The sequence below is a fragment of the Enterobacter sp. ODB01 genome (genome assembly GCF_001623605.1).
Classification (GTDB): Bacteria; Pseudomonadota; Gammaproteobacteria; order Enterobacterales; family Enterobacteriaceae; genus Enterobacter; species Enterobacter kobei.
Window position 1 is genome coordinate 125236 of the sequence record NZ_CP015227.1, and the last position, 18067, is coordinate 143302.

16 protein-coding genes are annotated in these 18067 nt (G+C 55.8%); 11 read left to right on the forward strand and 5 right to left on the reverse strand.

What is annotated here, in order from left to right; all coding sequences use genetic code 11:
* Positions 1–7 precede the first annotated feature (7 nt).
* From A4308_RS00555 to A4308_RS00575, 5 genes are all read left to right on the forward strand, one after another.
* Positions 8–1192, forward strand: a complete 1185-nt coding sequence (locus tag A4308_RS00555) for a Gfo/Idh/MocA family protein (RefSeq protein WP_045134411.1) — start codon at positions 8–10, stop codon at positions 1190–1192.
* Complete coding sequence (locus A4308_RS00560; RefSeq protein WP_047027137.1) at positions 1189–2256, forward strand: Gfo/Idh/MocA family protein; 1068 nt, start codon at positions 1189–1191, stop codon at positions 2254–2256. Before A4308_RS00555 ends, A4308_RS00560 begins: the two co-directional genes overlap by 4 nt.
* A gap of 12 nt (positions 2257–2268) precedes the next feature.
* Positions 2269–3288 (forward strand): Gfo/Idh/MocA family protein, encoded by a 1020-nt coding sequence (locus A4308_RS00565; protein WP_014882259.1) that lies wholly within the window; start codon positions 2269–2271, stop codon positions 3286–3288.
* Positions 3289–3367: 79 nt separating this feature from the next.
* Positions 3368–4915 (forward strand): MFS transporter, encoded by a 1548-nt coding sequence (locus A4308_RS00570; protein WP_032637661.1) that lies wholly within the window; start codon positions 3368–3370, stop codon positions 4913–4915.
* Positions 4916–5110: 195 nt separating this feature from the next.
* Complete coding sequence (locus A4308_RS00575; RefSeq protein WP_023338945.1) at positions 5111–6448, forward strand: hemolysin family protein; 1338 nt, start codon at positions 5111–5113, stop codon at positions 6446–6448.
* 63 nt (positions 6449–6511) lie between these two features.
* On the opposite strand, the gene A4308_RS00580 is transcribed toward A4308_RS00575, so the two are convergent.
* Entirely contained in the window at positions 6512–6718 is a 207-nt protein-coding gene (locus tag A4308_RS00580) for a DUF1107 domain-containing protein (RefSeq protein WP_003856054.1), read from the reverse strand.
* A gap of 324 nt (positions 6719–7042) precedes the next feature.
* Here A4308_RS00580 and A4308_RS00585 point away from each other — a divergent pair, with 324 nt between their 5' ends.
* Positions 7043–7600, forward strand: a complete 558-nt coding sequence (locus A4308_RS00585; RefSeq protein ID WP_014882256.1) for a YtfJ family protein — start codon at positions 7043–7045, stop codon at positions 7598–7600.
* Here A4308_RS00585 and cysQ read toward each other — a convergent pair.
* On the reverse strand, positions 7594–8334 hold the full coding sequence (gene cysQ / locus A4308_RS00590) for a 3'(2'),5'-bisphosphate nucleotidase CysQ (protein ID WP_023338944.1): 741 nt from the start codon (positions 8332–8334) through the stop codon (positions 7594–7596). The genes A4308_RS00585 and cysQ overlap by 7 nt on opposite strands.
* A gap of 190 nt (positions 8335–8524) precedes the next feature.
* On the opposite strand from cysQ, the gene A4308_RS00595 reads away from it, so the two are divergent.
* Complete coding sequence (locus A4308_RS00595) at positions 8525–10474, forward strand: bifunctional 2',3'-cyclic-nucleotide 2'-phosphodiesterase/3'-nucleotidase (RefSeq protein ID WP_023338943.1); 1950 nt, start codon at positions 8525–8527, stop codon at positions 10472–10474.
* A gap of 77 nt (positions 10475–10551) precedes the next feature.
* Here the strand turns inward: A4308_RS00595 and A4308_RS00600 are convergent, their stop codons facing one another.
* Positions 10552–10938 carry a winged helix-turn-helix transcriptional regulator gene (locus A4308_RS00600; protein WP_023331869.1) on the reverse strand — a complete coding sequence of 129 codons (387 nt, stop codon included), beginning with the start codon at positions 10936–10938 and terminating at the stop codon, positions 10552–10554.
* Positions 10939–11022: 84 nt separating this feature from the next.
* Here A4308_RS00600 and A4308_RS00605 point away from each other — a divergent pair, with 84 nt between their 5' ends.
* The 3 genes from A4308_RS00605 (at position 11023) to A4308_RS00615 (ending at position 13817) form a co-directional block, all read left to right on the forward strand.
* Positions 11023–11871, forward strand: coding sequence for an SDR family oxidoreductase (locus A4308_RS00605; RefSeq protein ID WP_023331868.1), 849 nt, complete (start codon positions 11023–11025; stop codon positions 11869–11871).
* Positions 11872–11951: 80 nt separating this feature from the next.
* Positions 11952–12776, forward strand: a complete 825-nt coding sequence (locus A4308_RS00610) for an AraC family transcriptional regulator (RefSeq protein WP_023331867.1) — start codon at positions 11952–11954, stop codon at positions 12774–12776.
* A gap of 75 nt (positions 12777–12851) precedes the next feature.
* Complete coding sequence (locus tag A4308_RS00615) at positions 12852–13817, forward strand: DMT family transporter (RefSeq protein WP_014882250.1); 966 nt, start codon at positions 12852–12854, stop codon at positions 13815–13817.
* 87 nt (positions 13818–13904) lie between these two features.
* Here A4308_RS00615 and A4308_RS00620 read toward each other — a convergent pair whose 3' ends face one another.
* A complete protein-coding gene (locus A4308_RS00620; RefSeq protein ID WP_063308447.1) occupies positions 13905–15554 on the reverse strand; it encodes a methyl-accepting chemotaxis protein in 1650 nt (549 codons plus the stop codon).
* Between the two features lie 245 nt (positions 15555–15799).
* Here A4308_RS00620 and ytfE point away from each other — a divergent pair, with 245 nt between their 5' ends.
* Positions 15800–16462, forward strand: coding sequence for an iron-sulfur cluster repair protein YtfE (gene ytfE / locus A4308_RS00625; RefSeq protein WP_045134413.1), 663 nt, complete (start codon positions 15800–15802; stop codon positions 16460–16462).
* Positions 16463–16546: 84 nt separating this feature from the next.
* Here the strand turns inward: ytfE and cycA are convergent, their stop codons facing one another.
* Positions 16547–17956, reverse strand: a complete 1410-nt coding sequence (gene cycA / locus A4308_RS00630; RefSeq protein WP_014882247.1) for a D-serine/D-alanine/glycine transporter — start codon at positions 17954–17956, stop codon at positions 16547–16549.
* Between the last annotated feature and the right edge of the window lie 111 nt (positions 17957–18067).

Here is an 18067-nt window from a genome sequence, read left to right on the forward strand (position 1 = left end):
AAACACGATGTTAAATGTCGCTATCGTGGGAACAGGGAATATCTCGCATAACCATATTCAGGGCTATTTGCAGTTTGGTCAGCGTTGCCGGATCGTCGCGCTGGTCGATATCTACCCGGAAAAAGCCCACGAGAAAAAAGCACGCTACGGCCTGACGGATGCCCGCGTGTACGCAAGCCACCAGCAGATGCTGGCGTCAGAGCCCGATGTGGACATCGTCGATGTCTGTACGCCGCCCTATGTTCACGCGGAGATCAGCATTGATGCCCTGCGCGCGGGGTGCCATGTGCTGTGCGAAAAACCGATGGCCGCCTCGCTGGAAGAGTGCGACGCGATGATCGCCGCACAGCAGGCCAGCGGTAAAACGCTCTCCATCATCGCTCAGAACCGCTTTACCGATGCTTTCTGGCGCTTAAAAGCAGCGCTGGATTCCGGCCTCGCGGGAAAAATCTGCCATGCGCAGGTGGATTCGTTCTGGTGGCGCGGACACTGCTATTACGACCTGTGGTGGCGTGGCACCTGGGAAAAAGAGGGAGGTGGCTGCACGCTTAACCACGCGGTACATCATATCGACGCCATCCAGTGGATGCTCGGCTTCCCGTCGGAGGTCGTGGCAATGATGACCAACGTGGCGCACGACAATGCCGAGGTGGAAGACCTCAGCGCCGCGATCTTCAAATACCCGAACGGCGCGCTCACGCAGCTTACCGCCTCGGTGGTGCACCACGGGGAAGATCAGAAAATCATCATTCAGGGCGATAAAGCGCGTATCTCCGCGCCGTGGCAGGCCTTTGCCAGCGTCAGCGCCGATAACGGCTTCCCACAGGAAAGCCAGGATCTGCCGCGAGAAGCGCAACTCAACGCGGTTTTTCACGACACCCGCAAACTCGAATGGACGCTACACAACGGGCAGATTAACGATCTGCTTTATGCCATTGAGCACGGCACGGCACCGTTAGTGGATGGCCTGCAGGGCAAGCGTTCCCTCGAACTGATTACCGCAATTTATAAATCAGCCATTACCCGCACCGTCGTCCCGCTGCCGATTCAGCGCGATGACCCGTTTTACCGTACCGGCGGGACGAACGCCCTCGCCCCCCGTTTTTATGAGAAGTCCGCAAGCGTGGCCAACTTCAGCGAAGTCGGTGCCATCCCCCTGGGAAAAGATCTGGATCGAGGAATGTCATCATGAACAAGAAAGACGGAATGAACTACGCCCCGGTAGGTAAACCGCAGCCGGTTGTCCGGGAAGGTGAATTTGTTTTTGCCGCTGCCGCACTCGACCACGGTCATATTTACGGCATGTGCAACGGCCTGATTGAAGCCGGCGCCACGCTGAAATGGGTGTACGACCCCGACCCGGCGAAAGTGGATAAATTCATCCAGCAATATCCGCAGGCCAACGTGGCGGCGTCGCTGGACGTGATACTCAACGACGACGAGGTGCGCCTGGTGGCGGGTGCCGCCATCCCGTCCGGGCGCTGTGCACTGGGGCTGAAAGCGATGGCCGCAGGTAAAGACTATTTCACGGATAAAGCGCCGCTCACCACCCTTGAACAGCTGGCCGATGCCAAAGCAATGGTGGCGCAAACCGGGAAGAAATACGCGGTGTATTACAGCGAGCGTCTGCACGTAGAGAGCGCGGTCTTTGCCGGACAACTGGTGCAGCAGGGCGCGATTGGCCGCGTCGTGCAAACCCTGGGAACCGGTCCACATCGGGAAGGGACCGGTCGTCCGGAGTGGTTCTACGATCGTCGCGACTTCGGCGGCATTCTCTGCGATATCGGGAGCCATCAGATTGAGCAGTTCCTTTTTTATACCGGCAACAGCGACGCCTCGGTGGTGGCAAGCCAGGTTCGCAACGTTAAACACCCGCAGTATCCCGCCTTCGAAGATTTCGGCGACGCGATGCTGAAAGGGGAAAACGGTGCCAGCGGCTATTTCCGCTGCGACTGGTTTACGCCAGACGGGCTGTCAACGTGGGGCGACGGTCGTCTGACCCTGCTCGGCACCGAAGGCTATATCGAAATCCGCAAATATGTCGATTTAACCCGCGGCGAGCAGGATGTGGTTTACCTGGTGAACAAGGAGGGAGAATTCCGTTATCCCGTCGCCGGGCAGGTCGGGTTCCCGTTCTTTGGTGAACTGATCCTCGACTGCCTGCACCGGACCGAAAACGCCATGACGCAGGCGCACGCCTTCAAGGCGGCGGAGCTTTGCGTAAAGGCTCAGATGCTGGCCAACGCGACGGCATAACGGGAGGCAACGATGACGATCCTGAACACAGCGGTTATCGGTGCCGGCGCGATTCACCGCTGCCATGTGAATGCATTACGCCAGATCCCCAACGTCGCGCTGCGCGCGCTGGTGGATATCGACAGCGTTAAAGGACTGACGCTGGCGATGGCCTATCAGTGCCGTTTTTATCAGGATTACCGGGAAATGCTGCTGGATGATGCCATCGACGTGGTCCATATCTGTACGCCGCATTTCGAGCATAAACGTATGATTCTGGCGGCGCTCGCCGCCGGGAAGCATGTGTTCTGCGAAAAACCGGTGGGGATGAACAGCAGTGAATTCGGCGATATCGTCCAGGCCGTCGACCAGTCGCCGGGTCTGCTCGGCGTTTGCTATCAGAACCGGCTCAACCCCACCAGCCTGCGCATCCGACAGGAGTTAAGCGAGGGCGGGCTGGGGAAGATGCTCGGCATGAAAGCGGTGCTGACGTGGTCGCGGTCGGGCGCCTATTACACCGAAAGTCCGTGGCGTGGACGGCTGGCAACGGAAGGCGGCAGTCTGCTGATCAACCAGGCGATCCATACCCTCGACCTGATGCAGTGGTTCGCCGGCGGGGTCACGCGCCTGAAAGGCGTGGTGGAGAGCGGTGAGCTGGCGGACGTAACCGAAGGGGAGGACAGCGCAATGGCGACGCTGCACTTTGCTAACGGCGCGCGTGGCCTGTTTTATGCCAGCAACTGCAATACCACGGATTCCCCCCTCTGGCTTGAGATCCATTGCGAACGGGGTTCGCTGCTGCTCAATGACAACGTGCTCTGGCGCATCACCCCGGGCGAACGTCGCAAGCTGGCAACCGATGATTCTCCTGACGGCTCGGTCAAAAGCTACTGGGGGCTGGGACACCAGCAGGCGATCCGCCGTTTTTATCATGCCATTCATCACCCGGAAACGGACTACACCGATATCCATGCTGCCGGGAAATCACTCACCCTTGTGGAGGCCCTTTATCGCTCATCTCAATTAAGAAAATGGATAGATATCAATAATTAGAACGTAATGTGTCGTCCAGCAGTAAATAAAAAAACGACCTGAAACACAGGTTAATCATTACCCTACACTGGATATTATTATGGTCAAACCAACTGAACGTAGAGTTGGTTACGGCGTAGCGCTTGGCTACGGCGTAACCGATCTGTTTGGCGGGGGCGCTTTTGCCATTATCGGCACCTGGCTGCTCTTTTTTTACACCACCTATTGCGGACTCTCAGTGATTGAGGCGGGTTCAATATTCGCCATTGCCCGCGTTATTGACGCACTCCTCAGCCCCATTATGGGATACGTCACCGATAATTTCGGTAATACCTGGCTCGGACGTAAATTTGGCCGCCGCCGCTTCTTTTTATTACTCAGCTCACCACTCATGTTTTTGTATGCCCTGCTGTGGCTGACGGACATGGGCTACTGGTACTATCTGGGCACCTATCTCTCGATTGAACTGCTGTCGGCGATGGTGCTGGTCCCGTGGGAAACGCTGGCAGCGGAAATGACAAACCGCTATGAAGAGCGTAGCCGCCTTTCCGGCGTGCGCATGATCTGCTCTCAGCTCGGGGGTTTTCTTGCGGTTTCCGTCCCCGGCGTCATTATGCAGTTCACGGGTAAAGATAATCCGTTTACCTATACCCTTACCGGGCTGATATTTTCCTGCGTATTTTGCATTGCGGTATTTATTACCTGGTACACCACCTGGGAAGCCAAAGATGTGCAGCAGGAGTCCGATTTTAAAGTGGATAACCAGCGCAGCAGCGGGATACTCAATCACCTGAAATATCTGGTTCTGGATCTCTTTTCTTCATTCCGCATTCGCGCGTTCCGGCTGCATATCATTATTTATATCTTTTCGTTTACGGCGATGGACGTATTCGGTTCGGTCTTTACCTATTATGTCGTGTATTGCCTGAGCCAGGATGCGGCAGCGGTATCTGGCTGGCTGAGCATTGCGGCCTTCGCCTCGGTGCCGGGCACATACGGGTTTATGCTGTTGCTGAACCGGCTGAATGTGACTCCTTCCGCCGCGCTCCGCCTCTCCTACGGCTGTATTTTCTGCGTGCTGGTATTCCTGTTTACGGTCTACCTTACCGAAACGCAGGTGCCGACGCTGCTGTTCTCGGCGGTCTTTATCTTGCTGGGTGCCGCCCGCTCCGGCCTTTACTACATTCCGTGGAATATCTACAGCTTCATTCCGGATATCGACGAGATGGTGACGCAGCAGCGACGCGAAGGGATTTTTGCCGGTGTGATGGTCCTGACCCGCAAAAGTACCGTGGCTATTGCCATCATGATTATTGGTCTGGTGCTGCAGGAGTCCGGTTTCGTGAAAGGCAGTGGCGCACAACCGGAAAGCGCGCTGGGGGCCATTATCGGCCTGATGATTTTTGCCACCGCGGCGCTTCTGGCGGTGAGTTTCTTCACTACCTACAAGTTTAAGCTCACCCGCGAGACGCATAAGTTGCTCCTCAAGGAGATTGCCCGACGGAAACTGGGCGGAGATTACCGCGACTGCGACGCCAGGACTCGGGTGATCATCAAGCAGTTAACCGGATACGAGTATGACCAGGTGTGGGGAGGCGACGCCACACGACAGACGGTGGGAAGCGCCCATTTATCTCCCGTGAAATAACCGCACAGACCGGTCAGCACTCCACTGTCCGGTCTGTTTTTATGCCAAAACGTGACCTCTGGCAGATTTACATCTCTTTACGCTATACTACCCGCTGAAATAATCAGCTCAACGCTACGGGCTGACGTTCTACGTGTTTTCACACAAATGGTATCAATTCCCCTTCTGAGGATCTGGCGAGAAGCCGGATAAACTATGTTAAACAGTATTTTAGTAATACTTTGTCTGATTGCCGTCAGTGCATTTTTCTCGATATCGGAGATTTCGCTGGCCGCCTCCCGTAAAATCAAACTGAAGCTGCTTGCTGATGAAGGCAACATCAACGCCTCCCGCATTCTCAAAATGCAGGAGAACCCCGGCACCTTCTTCACCGTGGTGCAGATTGGTCTGAACGCGGTCGCCATTCTCGGCGGTATCGTGGGCGATGCAGCGTTTTCGCCGGCGTTTTACAGCCTGTTTGTGCAGTACATGTCCGCCGAACTGGCCGAGCAGTTGAGCTTTATTCTCTCCTTCACGCTGGTTACCGGCATGTTCATCCTCTTCGCTGACCTGACCCCGAAACGCATCGGTATGATTGCGCCAGAAGCTGTGGCTTTGCGTATCATCAACCCGATGCGCTTCTGCCTGTTCGTGTTCCGTCCGCTGGTATGGTTCTTCAACGGCCTGGCAAACGTGATTTTCCGCATCTTCAAGCTGCCCATGGTGCGTAAAGACGACATCACCTCTGACGACATCTATGCGGTGGTGGAAGCTGGCGCGCTGGCCGGGGTGCTGCGTAAGCAGGAACACGAACTCATTGAGAACGTATTCGAACTGGAATCCCGTACCGTGCCCTCTTCCATGACGGGCCGTGAAAGCATTATCTGGTTCGATTTGCATGAGGATGAGCAGAGCCTGAAGAACAAAGTGGCACAGCATCCGCACTCTAAGTTCCTGGTCTGTAATGAAGATATCGACCACATCATCGGTTACGTCGACTCCAAAGACCTGCTCAACCGCGTGCTAGCAAACCAGAGCCTGGCGCTCAACAGCGGCGTGCAGATCCGCAACACCCTGATCGTGCCAGACACCCTGACGCTCTCGGAAGCGCTGGAAAGTTTCAAAACCGCCGGGGAAGACTTCGCCGTCATCATGAACGAATACGCGCTGGTGGTGGGGATCATTACACTGAACGACGTGATGACCACGCTGATGGGCGACCTGGTGGGCCAGGGGCTGGAGGAGCAGATTGTTCAGCGTGACGATAACTCGTGGCTGATTGATGGCGGTACACCGATTGAAGACGTCATGCGCGTGCTGGACATCGACGAGTTCCCGCAGTCCGGTAATTACGAAACCATCGGCGGCTTTATGATGTTTATGCTGCGCAAAATCCCGAAACGTACCGATTCGGTGAAGTTCTCCGGCTACAAGTTTGAGGTGGTGGACATTGATAACTACCGCATCGACCAGCTGCTGGTGACGCGCATTGACAACAAACCGACCGTGCTGGTGCCGCGGATGCCTGACGCAGAAGAGAAGGTGTCGGCGTAAGCCCCATATACATCAACGGCTCCCATTGGGAGCCGTCTTTTTAACTACTGCATAGCACGTTGGTTAAGCCATCTCAGTTTGCAGACGCATAACCTGACGGTTGACTTCGGACATCACAGACAGGTGCTGTTTGTCCTTCACTTTTGGGATAAGGATCTTGCCCTTATCAAATTCAAAAGCGCCAACATCCTTGATGTACAACCGTCCACGGAACAGGATCTTCACGTACTTCGCCACTTGAAGCGGGTTGTAGCGTTGGAAAATTTTCATTCTTGTATCTCCTGCGAATCATACGCTCTTGCGGTGCCACAATCGGCCCGACTGTCCTGAGCGCAAATTTTGATGCCCAATGACTATAGACCAGAACTACGGTGTTACCCAGTGTGCATAAGTTTATTTACCGTTTGATTACAATTATTCAGAATAATCTTTGCAAAGCGTGACTGAGAGCAGTATAAGCCGTCGTTTTTTCATGGATATGTGCGTTCACCCGCAAACTGGCATTGGGATTGCGGGAAAACCACATTGATCGCACTTATGATTAAAAGCGTAAGACCAAGTGGTCGGATCACCTGCAAACAATAAGGAAACGCCATGACCCTACGTAACATCCTTGCAGCAGCTTGTCTGCTGCTGCCCCTGTGGGCTTGCGCTCACAACATTGAAAAAGGACAACGTGTCCCGCCAGTCGGCATTGCTGACCGGGGAGAATTGATTCTCGACAATGATAAGTTTAGCTATAAAGCCTGGAATAGCGCGCAGCTCGCAGGCAAAGTGAGAGTTGTACAACATATTGCCGGTCGTACATCTGCAAAAGAGAAAAATGCCAACCTGGTGGAAGCGATCAAGGCCGCAAAATTCCCGCACGATCGCTACCAGACCACCACGATTGTGAACACCGATGACGCGATTCCCGGCTCCGGGATGTTTGTGCGTTCAAGCCTTGAGAGTAATAAGAAGCTCTATCCGTGGTCGCAGTTTATCGTCGACAGCAACGGAGTCACCCGTAAGGCCTGGCAGCTGGAGGAAGAGAGTTCCGCGATTATCGTGCTGGATAAGGAAGGTCGCGTCCAGTGGGTGAAAGACGGCGCGTTGACCCAGGAAGAGGTGCAGCAGGTCGTCGCCCTGCTGCACAAGCTGTTGGCTCAATAAATCGAGACGCGGAAGCCGGGGTTGAGGAAGGATTCACGCGGGGTATAGTCCAGCGGCTTGCCCTGCCAGTCATGAACATGCGCCCCGGCGGCCGCAGCAACCGCGTGCCCTGCCGCCGTATCCCAGACGTTAGTCGGCCCAAAGCGCGGATAAAGCTGCGCCTGTCCTTCCGCCACCAGGCAGAATTTCAGCGATGAACCAATCGACGTCGTCTGGTGTTCCCCCAGCTGCTGCAGGTACTCCTGCAGTTCACTGTCGCTGTGCGAGCGGCTAATCACCACCAGCGGTGGGCGCGCATCGCGCACCTGGATCTGCTTACGAACGCCGCACTCCTCCTTCCAGGCTTTACCTTCCGCCGCGCTGTACATCACCTTCATCACCGGGGCGTAAACCACGCCGAGCACCGCCTTTCCCTTTTCAATCAGAGCGATATTAACGGTGAACTCCCCGTTGCGCTTGATGAACTCTTTGGTACCGTCCAGCGGATCGACCAGCCAGTAGCGCTGCCAGTGCTGGCGTACATCCCAGCTCTGCGGCGCTTCTTCAGACAGAACGGGGATGTCCGGCGTCAGCGCCTGTAAACCGTTCATAATGACCTTATGCGCAGCGATATCCGCCGCCGTGACCGGGGAGTCGTCCGCTTTACTGACGACCTCCATCGGTTTTGCACCGTCATACACTTGCATGATGGCATCCCCCGCATCCCGTGCGAGTTGACAAATTTTATCTAGCATTCTCCACCTCTTTGTTAACGCAGTGAGGTTAACTCATTGTTTTAGTTATATCGTAATGTGAACAATTCCGCTATCTGTGAAGCAATTCCGGTTTCAGTACGCTTTTTTCTGTCAGGATTCACATTTCTGTAAGCAACACGCTATAGATACATACTCTTTTGTGGCATGGATCGAAAAAAGGACTCCTCTGATGATTAAGTTTAGTGCAACGCTTCTGGCGACGCTGATTGCAGCGAGCGTGCAGGCGGCGACGGTAGATCTGCGTATTCTGGAAACGACCGATCTGCACAGCAACATAATGGACTTCGATTACTACAAAGATACCCCTACCGAAAAATTCGGTCTGGTCCGCACGGCAAGTTTGATCGATGCCGCGCGCGGTGAAGTGAAAAATAGCGTGCTGGTGGACAACGGCGATCTTATTCAGGGTAGTCCACTCGGGGATTACATGGCCGCGAAGGGGCTAAAGAAAGGCGAGATCCATCCCGTTTATAAGGCGATGAATACGCTGGATTATGCCGTCGGCAACCTGGGCAACCACGAATTTAACTACGGCCTGAAGTACCTGCACGATGCGCTGGCTGGCGCAAAATTCCCTTACGTTAACGCCAACATCATCGACGTTAAGACGCAGAAGCCGCTCTTTACCCCCTATCTGATTAAAGAGACCGAGGTTGTCGATCAGGACGGTAAAAAACAGACGCTTAAAATCGGCTATATCGGCTTCGTGCCGCCGCAAATCATGACCTGGGATAAAGCCAACCTCGACGGTAAAGTGACCGTTAACGATATTACCGAAACTGCGCGCAAATACGTGCCGGAAATGCGCGAAAAAGGGGCCGATCTGGTGGTGGTGGTTGCGCACTCGGGACTCTCCGCCGACCCGTATCAGGCCATGGCGGAAAACTCCGTTTATTATCTGAGTGAAGTCCCGGGCGTCGATGCGATCCTGTTCGGCCACGCCCACGCGGTCTTCCCGGGTAAGGACTTTGCCAGCATTAAGGGCGCAGACATCGAGAAAGGGACGCTCAATGGCGTGCCATCGGTGATGCCGGGCATGTGGGGCGACCACCTTGGGGTGGTGGATCTGGTACTCAATAACGACGGCGGCAGCTGGAAGGTCACTCAGTCAAAAGCAGAGGCGCGTCCGATTTACGACGCTGCGGCTAAAAAATCACTGGCCGCTGAAGATAAAAAACTGGTCGACGTGCTGAAGCACGATCACGACGCCACCCGCGAATTCGTCAGCAAGCCGATCGGCCAATCCGCCGATAATATGTATAGCTTCCTGGCGCTGGTGCAGGATGACCCAACCGTTCAGGTCGTCAACATGGCGCAGAAGGCCTATGCCGAACACTTTGTTCAGGGCGATCCGGATCTGGCAAAACTGCCGGTGCTGTCTGCCGCTGCGCCATTCAAAGTTGGCGGGCGTAAGAACGACCCGGCAAGCTATGTCGAAGTTGAGAAAGGCCAGCTGACGTTCCGTAACGCCGCCGATCTCTATCTCTATCCGAACACGCTGGTGGTGGTGAAAGCGACGGGTAAAGAAGTGAAGGAATGGCTGGAGTGCTCTGCCGGACAGTTTAACCAGATCGATCCGAAGAGCAGTAAACCGCAGTCGCTGATTAACTGGGATGGCTTCCGAACCTATAACTTTGACGTGATCGATGGCGTGAATTATCAGATTGACGTTACCCAACCCGCGAAATATGACGGCGAGTGCCAGGCCATTAACCCGCAGGCCGAGCGCATCAAAAACCTGACCTTCAACGGTAAGGCGATCGATCCGAATGCCACCTTCCTGGTGGTAACCAATAACTACCGCGCCTATGGCGGTAAGTTTGCCGGTACGGGAGATAACCACATCGCCTTTGCTTCACCGGACGAAAACCGCTCGGTACTGGCGGCGTGGATCAGTGCTGAGTCGAAGAAGGCGGGCGAAATTCACCCGGCCGTGGATAACAACTGGCGCCTGGCACCGATCCACAGCGATACGAAACTGGATATCCGCTTTGAAACGTCACCGTCCGATAAGGCCGCCGCGTTCATTAAGGATAAGGCGCAGTATCCGATGAAGAAGGTGGCGACCGATGATATTGGCTTCGCGATTTATCAGGTTGACCTAAGCAAGTCGCGGTGATTGTGTCGGGTGGCGCTTCGCTTACCCGACCTACGAGATCGGGTAGGCCGGGTAAGGCGAAGCCGCCACCCGGCATGTCACGCCGCCCGATCGTCCCGATTCGCCATCACCTTCGGCGTATTCACCTCAATCCAGTCCGCCAGCGCAGCCACTTTCTCACTGACCTCAATCCCCATCGGCGTCAGGCTATACTCTACGTGCGGCGGCACAACCGGATATGACACGCGATCGACAAACCCGTCCTGCTCCAGCGCCTGAAGCGACTGGGACAGCATCTTTTCGCTTACCCCGCCCATTTTGCGGCGCAGATCGCTGAAGCGATGCGTTCCCTGACGCAGGGCCAGCAGAATCAGCACGCCCCAGCGGCTGGTAACGTGTTTGAGCACCTCCCGGGAAGGACACTGTTCCGCAAAGAGGTTGCCATCGCGCATTTGTTCGCTGAGTGTCGGTATCGTTGTTTTCATACTTACCTTTTTGTACGTACTTACTAAAAGTTAGCTATGGTGCTAGTGTGCCATAACACCAGACAAACACGAAGGAGATTCATCATGATTGCGATTACCGGCGCTACCGGCCAGCTTGGCCAATACGTTATTGAAGAACTGCTGAAAACGGTTCCGGCAAACGAGATTGTCGCCATTGTCCGTAACCCGGCGAAAGCCGACGCCTTAAGCCAGCAGGGAATTGTAGTTCGTCAGGCGGATTACACGAACGAAGCCGCCTTCACCGCCGCGCTGAGCGGCGTGCATAAGCTGCTGCTGATCTCCTCCAGCGAAGTCGGCCAGCGTGCAACCCAACATCAGAACGTCATTAACGCCGCCAAAGCCGCTGGCGTGAAATTCATCGCCTACACCAGCCTGCTGCATGCGGATCGCTCCCCGCTGGGCCTGCACGTTGAACACGTCGAGACGGAGAAAGCGCTGGCGGCGTCCGGCATTCCTTATGCCCTGCTGCGCAATGGCTGGTATACCGAAAACTATCTGGCAAGCGCGCCACCGGCGATTGAGCATGGCGTGTTTATAGGTGCGGCAGGCGAAGGCAAAATTGCCTCTGCCACCCGTGCAGACTACGCCGCCGCCGCAGCCAAAGTGATCGCTGAAGAGGGTCATGCTGGCAAGGTATATGAACTGGCTGGCGACCACGGCTGGACGCTGAGCGAGCTGGCGGCTGAACTCAGCAAACAGAGCGGGAAGCCGGTGACCTATCAGAATCTCAGCGAAGCCGATTTTGCCGCCGCGCTGAAGGGGGTGGGTCTGCCTGCGGGGCTGGCGGATATGCTCGCGGACTCCGACGTGGGTGCATCCAAAGGCGGCCTGTTTGACGACAGCCATACCCTGAGCACACTGATCGGCCGCCCGACCACGCCGCTGGCGGAGAGCATTAAAGCCATTCTGTAATTGTTACAGATTGGTTATTTTTTGTGGCATCCCCTCGGGTCATCTCTGATAATGAAGCGATGACCACGAGGAGGCTCAACGTGCAAGGCGTACCGGAACAGTTCATTGATGAGAGAGACAGCGCGCGCTTTCGCCATCTGGCGCAGGTGCCGGGCATCGAACTCTATCACGCGCATATTTCCCGCTACGCCTTTGAGCCTCACACCCATGAAGCCTTCGGGATCGGCACGATTGAAACCGGTGCCGAACGTTTTCGCTATCGCGGTACCCAGCACCTCGCGCCGGAGAAATCCGTCGTTACCATGAACCCGGACGAGATCCACACCGGGGAATCCGCCACCGAAGGCGGCTGGCGCTACCGGATGGTTTACATCGAACCTGACCTGCTGGAAGAGGTAACCGGCCTCCGGCACTGGTGGTTCAGCGAGGTGACCCGTTTTGACCCCCAGCGCTCGCAGCAAATCGGCAGGCTCATCTATGGCCTGTGGCATACGGACGATCCGCTGGCGCAAAAAGGATTATTGCTGGATCTGATTGAGACCTTTCAGCCCCTGGCCCATCACGCGCCGGTGGTTCAGGAAGGTGCGCACCGCTTCGAACGTGTGCGTGAGTATCTGCATGACAACTATATGCACTCCCTGACGCTGGATGAGCTGGCCAACGTCGTTTCGCTCAGTCCGTATCATTTTCAGCGCCAGTTCAAAGCCCATTTCCACGTTACGCCGCACCAGATGCTGATGGCTATCCGCCTGTGGCGCGCCAAAGCGTTCCTCACCCATGGCATGCCCGCAGCTGAGGTCGCTGCGGCGACCGGGCTGACCGACCAGTCACATTTGACCCGGGCATTTACCCGCCGCTACGGCATTACGCCCGTGCGCTACCAGAAGCAGGTCACCCGGCGCTAATGCGCAATCTCATACAATACGCGCGCATTTGCCCCTCCTACACTGAGCGCAACGTGAAGCAATAGGGATGGAAAAATGATTAGTGGCGTGTTGTATGCCCTGCTGGCAGGGATGATGTGGGGGCTGATTTTTGTTGGCCCGCTGATCGTGCCCGAATACCCGGCAATACTGCAGTCGACCGGACGTTATCTGGCGCTGGGGCTGATAGCCTTACCTCTGGCATGGCTGGGACGCGCGCGCCTGCGTCAGCTTAGCCGTCAGGACTGGCGCACCGCGCTGGCGCTGACCATGATGGGCAACCTCATCTATTACGTTTGCCTGGCGAGTGCCATTCAACGCACCGGGGCCCCGGTCTCGACCATGATTATCGGCACACTGCCGGTTGTCATCCCCATCTTTGCTAACCTGCTCTATAGCCACCGCGATGGCAAACTGGCGTGGCCAAAAATGGTGCCTGCGCTGTTGTGTACCGCCGTAGGGCTAATATGCGTCAATATTGCCGAGCTGCGTCATGGGCTGGAGGACTTTGATCTGTGGCGTTACGGCTCCGGCATTCTGCTGGCGTTCGTTTCCGTGGCGTGTTGGGCATGGTATGCCCTGCGCAATGCACGCTGGCTGCGTGAGAACCCGGACAAGCATCCGATGATGTGGGCGACGGCTCAGGCCCTGGTTACGTTGCCCGTTTCACTGCTGGGATATGTTGGAGCGTGCCTCTGGTTAGGCCATCAACAGCCCGATTTCGCCCAACCCTTCGGACCCAGACCGTGGGTATTTGTTGCCCTGATGGTGGCGATTGCAGTGCTGTGTTCCTGGGTGGGCGCGCTGTGCTGGAACATTGCCAGCCAGAAACTGCCAACGGTGATCCTGGGGCCGCTGATTGTTTTCGAAACCCTGGCCGGGCTGCTTTATACCTTCCTGATGCGCCAGAGCGTACCGCCTGTATTAACGGCCTGTGGGATTGTGTTGCTGGTCGTTGGGGTGGTGATGGCGGTGAGAGCGAAGCCGGAAAAACCGAGGGTTGTGTCAGCATCAGAAGTGTGATTTTTGCCGGGTGGCGGCTACGCCTTACCCGGCCTACACGGAGCGATTTTGTAGGCCGGGTAAGCGTCAGCGCCACCCGGCACCAGGTTAAAACGTTTCCCAGTTCGCTTCAGGCACGCTCGCTGCGGGCTGCGCTTTCGGCACGTAGGTTTTCACCGGCGCGGCTTTGACCGCCTGATTACGGGTAATTTTAAACACCGCCACCGCGTCATTCAGGCGTGCAGCCTGATCTTCCAGCGCGGCCGCCGCGGCCGCAGATTCCTCGACCAGCGAGGCGTTCTGCTGGGTCACGCGATCCATTTCAGCCACCGCCTGGCCCACCTGGTCGATACCGCGGCTCTGCTCGTCAGAGGCTGAGGCGATCTCGCCCATAATGTCCGTCACGCGGGTGACCGCATTGACGATCTCCGCCATCGTCGCCCCGGCTTCGTTAACCAGCTGCGAGCCGGCGTTCACGCGCTCGCCGGAATCGTCGATCAGCGCTTTGATCTCTTTCGCCGCCTGAGCACTGCGCTGGGCGAGGGTACGTACTTCCCCTGCGACCACCGCAAAGCCACGGCCCTGTTCACCTGCACGCGCAGCCTCTACCGCCGCGTTCAACGCCAGAATGTTGGTCTGGAAAGCAATACCGTCGATTACGTTGGTAATTTGCGCAATTTTACTGGAACTGGTGGCGATTTCGTCCATCGTGCGCACGACACCTTCCACCACGTTCCCGCCCTTCTTCGCCGTTGAGGAGGCATCCAGTGCCAGACGGGAAGCCTGACGGGCGTTATCGGCGTTCTGCTTCACGGTGGCCGTCAGCTGTTCCATGCTGGCTGCCGTTTCTTCCAGGGAAGCCGCCTGCTGCTCAGTACGGGAAGAAAGGTCGTTACTCCCGGCAGAAATTTCACCGGCTCCGGTGTAGATGGTGTCGGCACCTTCACGCACCACGCCAACGGTGTTCGCCAGCGAGGTCTGCATCTCCTGCACGTTGCGCGCCAGGATCGCCATTTCGTTCTTACCGTCAGCCTGAATCGGCTGGGTTAAATCCCCTGCCGCAATGGCGCGAATATGGTTGATCACCTCTTCCAGAGGCAGCAGCAGCACGCGTCGCATGGCGATCCAGCTGGAAATAATCACCACAATGACCAGCAGCATTACCGCAGAGAGGATCAACAGAATGCGTTTGTAGTCGCTTTCATTGTCCTGGATGCCTTTATCGGTAAGCGTTGCCTGTGCTTCGCGCCACTCGCGATAAACCGCCTGCATCGCAGTCTGTTTTTGCTCAGCGTTCTGCTTGAACATGTCTTCCAGATTGCCCTGGCTCAGCAGCACGTTCATTTGCGTCAACGTGGCGGAGTATGTGCGGTACTGCTCTTCCAGCCGATCGGCCAGTTTTTCATCCAGGCCCGGCGTTTCTGGCAGCGCGTAGTATTTATCGTAATGAACCTGGGCATCTGCGAGCAGGTTTTTCGCCGTGTTAACCAGCTCGTTCAGCTGTCCGCCGTTAATCTGAGAGGCCATGCTGCTTTGCAGACGCAGCATCCCACGGTTCAGCGTCACGCGCGCCTGGTTCAGGCTGATCCACGCATCGGTAAACTCCGCCACATTCTTGCTGGAGAGCTGCGACACGGTGAAATTGTCTTTATCGTTGTTCAGCGCGTTGATAAAGATCCCCGCGGAAATCACTTGCATGATGCCGAGTACAAGCAGCACCGAAATAAGAAGAGTAATAACTTTTATACGTTTAAACATACGTTGCCTTTGTTATATGCAGGTTTGTCTGACGTGGATATATCGGCAGGCAAGGCGGGTTGTTTACTGTTTCTCCACCTTTAAAAACTTTCTAAACCACTTTCCTGAGTCCATTCAGGGCGTTAACCCGGATAATTTTTTTGTGACTTACATCTCACTTTTCCCCTTCCCTCTAAAGGGTTATAGCGTCGCCTTAAAGATGCATTTAATATGCATCTTATATTCTTGATGACGAGGTAACTGCTATGGCCTTTCGCGACCAACCCCTCGGCGAGCTGGCGCTCTCCATCCCTCGCGCTTCTGCGCTGTTCCGTAAATACGATATGGATTACTGCTGCGGCGGTAAGCAAACCCTCGCGCGAGCGGCCTCACGTAAGGAGCTGGATGTGGAGGTGATTGAAGCAGAGCTGGCGCAACTGGCCGAACAGCCTGTTGATAAAGACTGGCGTACCGCCCCGCTCGCAGAAATCATCGACCACATCATTGTGCGTTACCACGATCGCCACCGGGAGCAACTGCCGGAGCTGATCCTGCAGGCGACCAAAGTCGAGCGCGTACATGCTGACAAACCTTCCGTACCCCGCGGTCTGGCGAAATATCTGACCATGCTGCACGAAGAGCTTTCCAGCCACATGATGAAAGAAGAACAGATCCTCTTCCCGATGATTAAACAGGGAATGGGCAGCCAGGCAATGGGTCCGATTAGCGTGATGGAAAGCGAGCATGATGATGCGGGCGAACTGCTGGAAGTGATCAAACACACCACCCACAACGTCACACCGCCGCCAGAGGCGTGCACCACCTGGAAAGCGATGTACAACGGCATTAACGAGATGATCGATGACCTGATGGAACACATCAGTCTTGAGAACAACGTGTTGTTCCCGCGGGCATTAGCTGGGGAATAAAAAAAGCCGCTGCGGCCTGATGCCCTCTCCCACAGGGAGAGGGTGCAAAAACTAAAAACGGCAACTGAAGTTGCCGTTTTGCTTTTATCTTACGCCTGCCATACGTTTCTTACCGATAAACACCCAGCCCAGCCCCAGCGCGATAAACCACAGCGGCGTAACAATCAGCGCCTGACGGGTATCATCTTCCAGCGTCAGCAGCACCAGCACGAACACGAAGAACGCCATGCACACCCAGCACATCAGCTTGCCCAGCGGCATCTTGTAGATCGACTTCTCATGCAGGTGTGGACGCTGTTTGCGGTACACCAGGTACGAGCAGAGGATAATGGTCCAGACGAACATAAACAGGATTGCAGAGACCGTGGTGATCATGGTGAACGCGCCAATCACGCTTGGGTTCACGTAGAGCATGACCACGCCGCCCAGCAGGCACATGCAGGAGAAAGTCAGCCCTTTCGCCGGTACCGCACGCTTAGACAGTTTCGCAAAGGCGCTCGGCGCCACGCCCTCCTGCGCCAGACCAAACAGCATACGGCTGGTTGAGAATACACCGCTGTTCGCGGACGACGCCGCAGAGGTCAGCACGACGAAGTTAATCAGGCTTGCCGCAGCGGGCAGCCCTACCAGCACAAACAGTTCAACGAACGGGCTCTTGCTCGGCACCACGGAGCTCCACGGCGTCACGGACATAATGATGATCAGCGCGAAGACGTAGAACATGATGATACGAACCGGAATCGAGTTAATGGCGCGCGGGAGAGACTTCTCGGGATCTTTAGTTTCGGCCGCCGTGGTTCCCACCAGCTCAATGCCCACAAACGCGAACACCGCAATCTGGAAGCCGGCAAAGAAGCCGCTGATGCCTTTCGGGAACCAGCCGCCGTCATTCCACAGATGGGTAAATGACGCCTGTACGCCGGTTGGCGACTGGAAGTGCGTCAGTACCATCACCAGGCCCACAACAATCAGCCCCACGATAGCGACAATCTTGATCATCGCGAACCAGAACTCCATCTCACCGAACATTTTTACGGTGGCGAGGTTGAGGCTCAGCAGCAAAGCGATAACCGCCAGCGAGGCCACCCAGTCTGACAGTCCCGGGAACCAGAACTGTGCGTAGGCGGTAATCGCCACGACGTCCGCCATACCGGTAACAACCCAGCAGAACCAGTAGGTCCAGCCGGTGAAATAGCCTGCCCATGGACCGAGCAGGTCAGACGCGAAGTCGCTGAAGGATTTGTATTCGAGGTTCGAGAGCAGCAATTCACCCATTGCCCGCATCACGAAGAACAGCATGAAACCAATGATCATATAAACGAAGATGATCGACGGCCCGGCAAGACTGATGGTTTTGCCTGACCCCATAAACAGCCCGGTCCCGATGGCCCCACCTATGGCGATAAGCTGAATATGACGGTTTGTGAGATTGCGCCGTAGCGACTGTTCAGACGTCGCCTCTTCTGCAGCGGCGACTTTGACCTGATCTACCATGTAATTTTTCCTGTTTATGCCTGTCTGTGTTGTTAAGGCTCTTCTGGCCTTTAAATACGTCAAAAGATGACGTTCCCCTTGTAAGGGCTTATCGATATTAGGTAAGAATCG

Excerpts from the sequence above, each read along its gene's own strand:
- A4308_RS00605 (WP_023331868.1), top strand. The coding sequence starts at position 11,023 with ATGATTGCGATTACCGGCGCTACCGGCCAGCTTGGCCAATACGTTATT.
- A4308_RS00595 (WP_023338943.1), top strand. The coding sequence starts at position 8,525 with ATGATTAAGTTTAGTGCAACGCTTCTGGCGACGCTGATTGCAGCGAGC.
- A4308_RS00565 (WP_014882259.1), top strand. The coding sequence starts at position 2,269 with ATGACGATCCTGAACACAGCGGTTATCGGTGCCGGCGCGATTCACCGC.
- ytfE (WP_045134413.1), top strand. The coding sequence starts at position 15,800 with ATGGCCTTTCGCGACCAACCCCTCGGCGAGCTGGCGCTCTCCATCCCT.
- A4308_RS00560 (WP_047027137.1), top strand. The coding sequence starts at position 1,189 with ATGAACAAGAAAGACGGAATGAACTACGCCCCGGTAGGTAAACCGCAG.
- A4308_RS00615 (WP_014882250.1), top strand. The coding sequence starts at position 12,852 with ATGATTAGTGGCGTGTTGTATGCCCTGCTGGCAGGGATGATGTGGGGG.
- A4308_RS00585 (WP_014882256.1), top strand. The coding sequence starts at position 7,043 with ATGACCCTACGTAACATCCTTGCAGCAGCTTGTCTGCTGCTGCCCCTG.
- A4308_RS00575 (WP_023338945.1), top strand. The coding sequence starts at position 5,111 with ATGTTAAACAGTATTTTAGTAATACTTTGTCTGATTGCCGTCAGTGCA.
- A4308_RS00620 (WP_063308447.1), bottom strand. The coding sequence starts at position 15,554 with ATGTTTAAACGTATAAAAGTTATTACTCTTCTTATTTCGGTGCTGCTT.
- A4308_RS00580 (WP_003856054.1), bottom strand. The coding sequence starts at position 6,718 with ATGAAAATTTTCCAACGCTACAACCCGCTTCAAGTGGCGAAGTACGTG.
- A4308_RS00570 (WP_032637661.1), top strand. The coding sequence starts at position 3,368 with ATGGTCAAACCAACTGAACGTAGAGTTGGTTACGGCGTAGCGCTTGGC.
- cycA (WP_014882247.1), bottom strand. The coding sequence starts at position 17,956 with ATGGTAGATCAGGTCAAAGTCGCCGCTGCAGAAGAGGCGACGTCTGAA.
- A4308_RS00600 (WP_023331869.1), bottom strand. The coding sequence starts at position 10,938 with ATGAAAACAACGATACCGACACTCAGCGAACAAATGCGCGATGGCAAC.
- A4308_RS00555 (WP_045134411.1), top strand. The coding sequence starts at position 8 with ATGTTAAATGTCGCTATCGTGGGAACAGGGAATATCTCGCATAACCAT.
- cysQ (WP_023338944.1), bottom strand. The coding sequence starts at position 8,334 with ATGCTAGATAAAATTTGTCAACTCGCACGGGATGCGGGGGATGCCATC.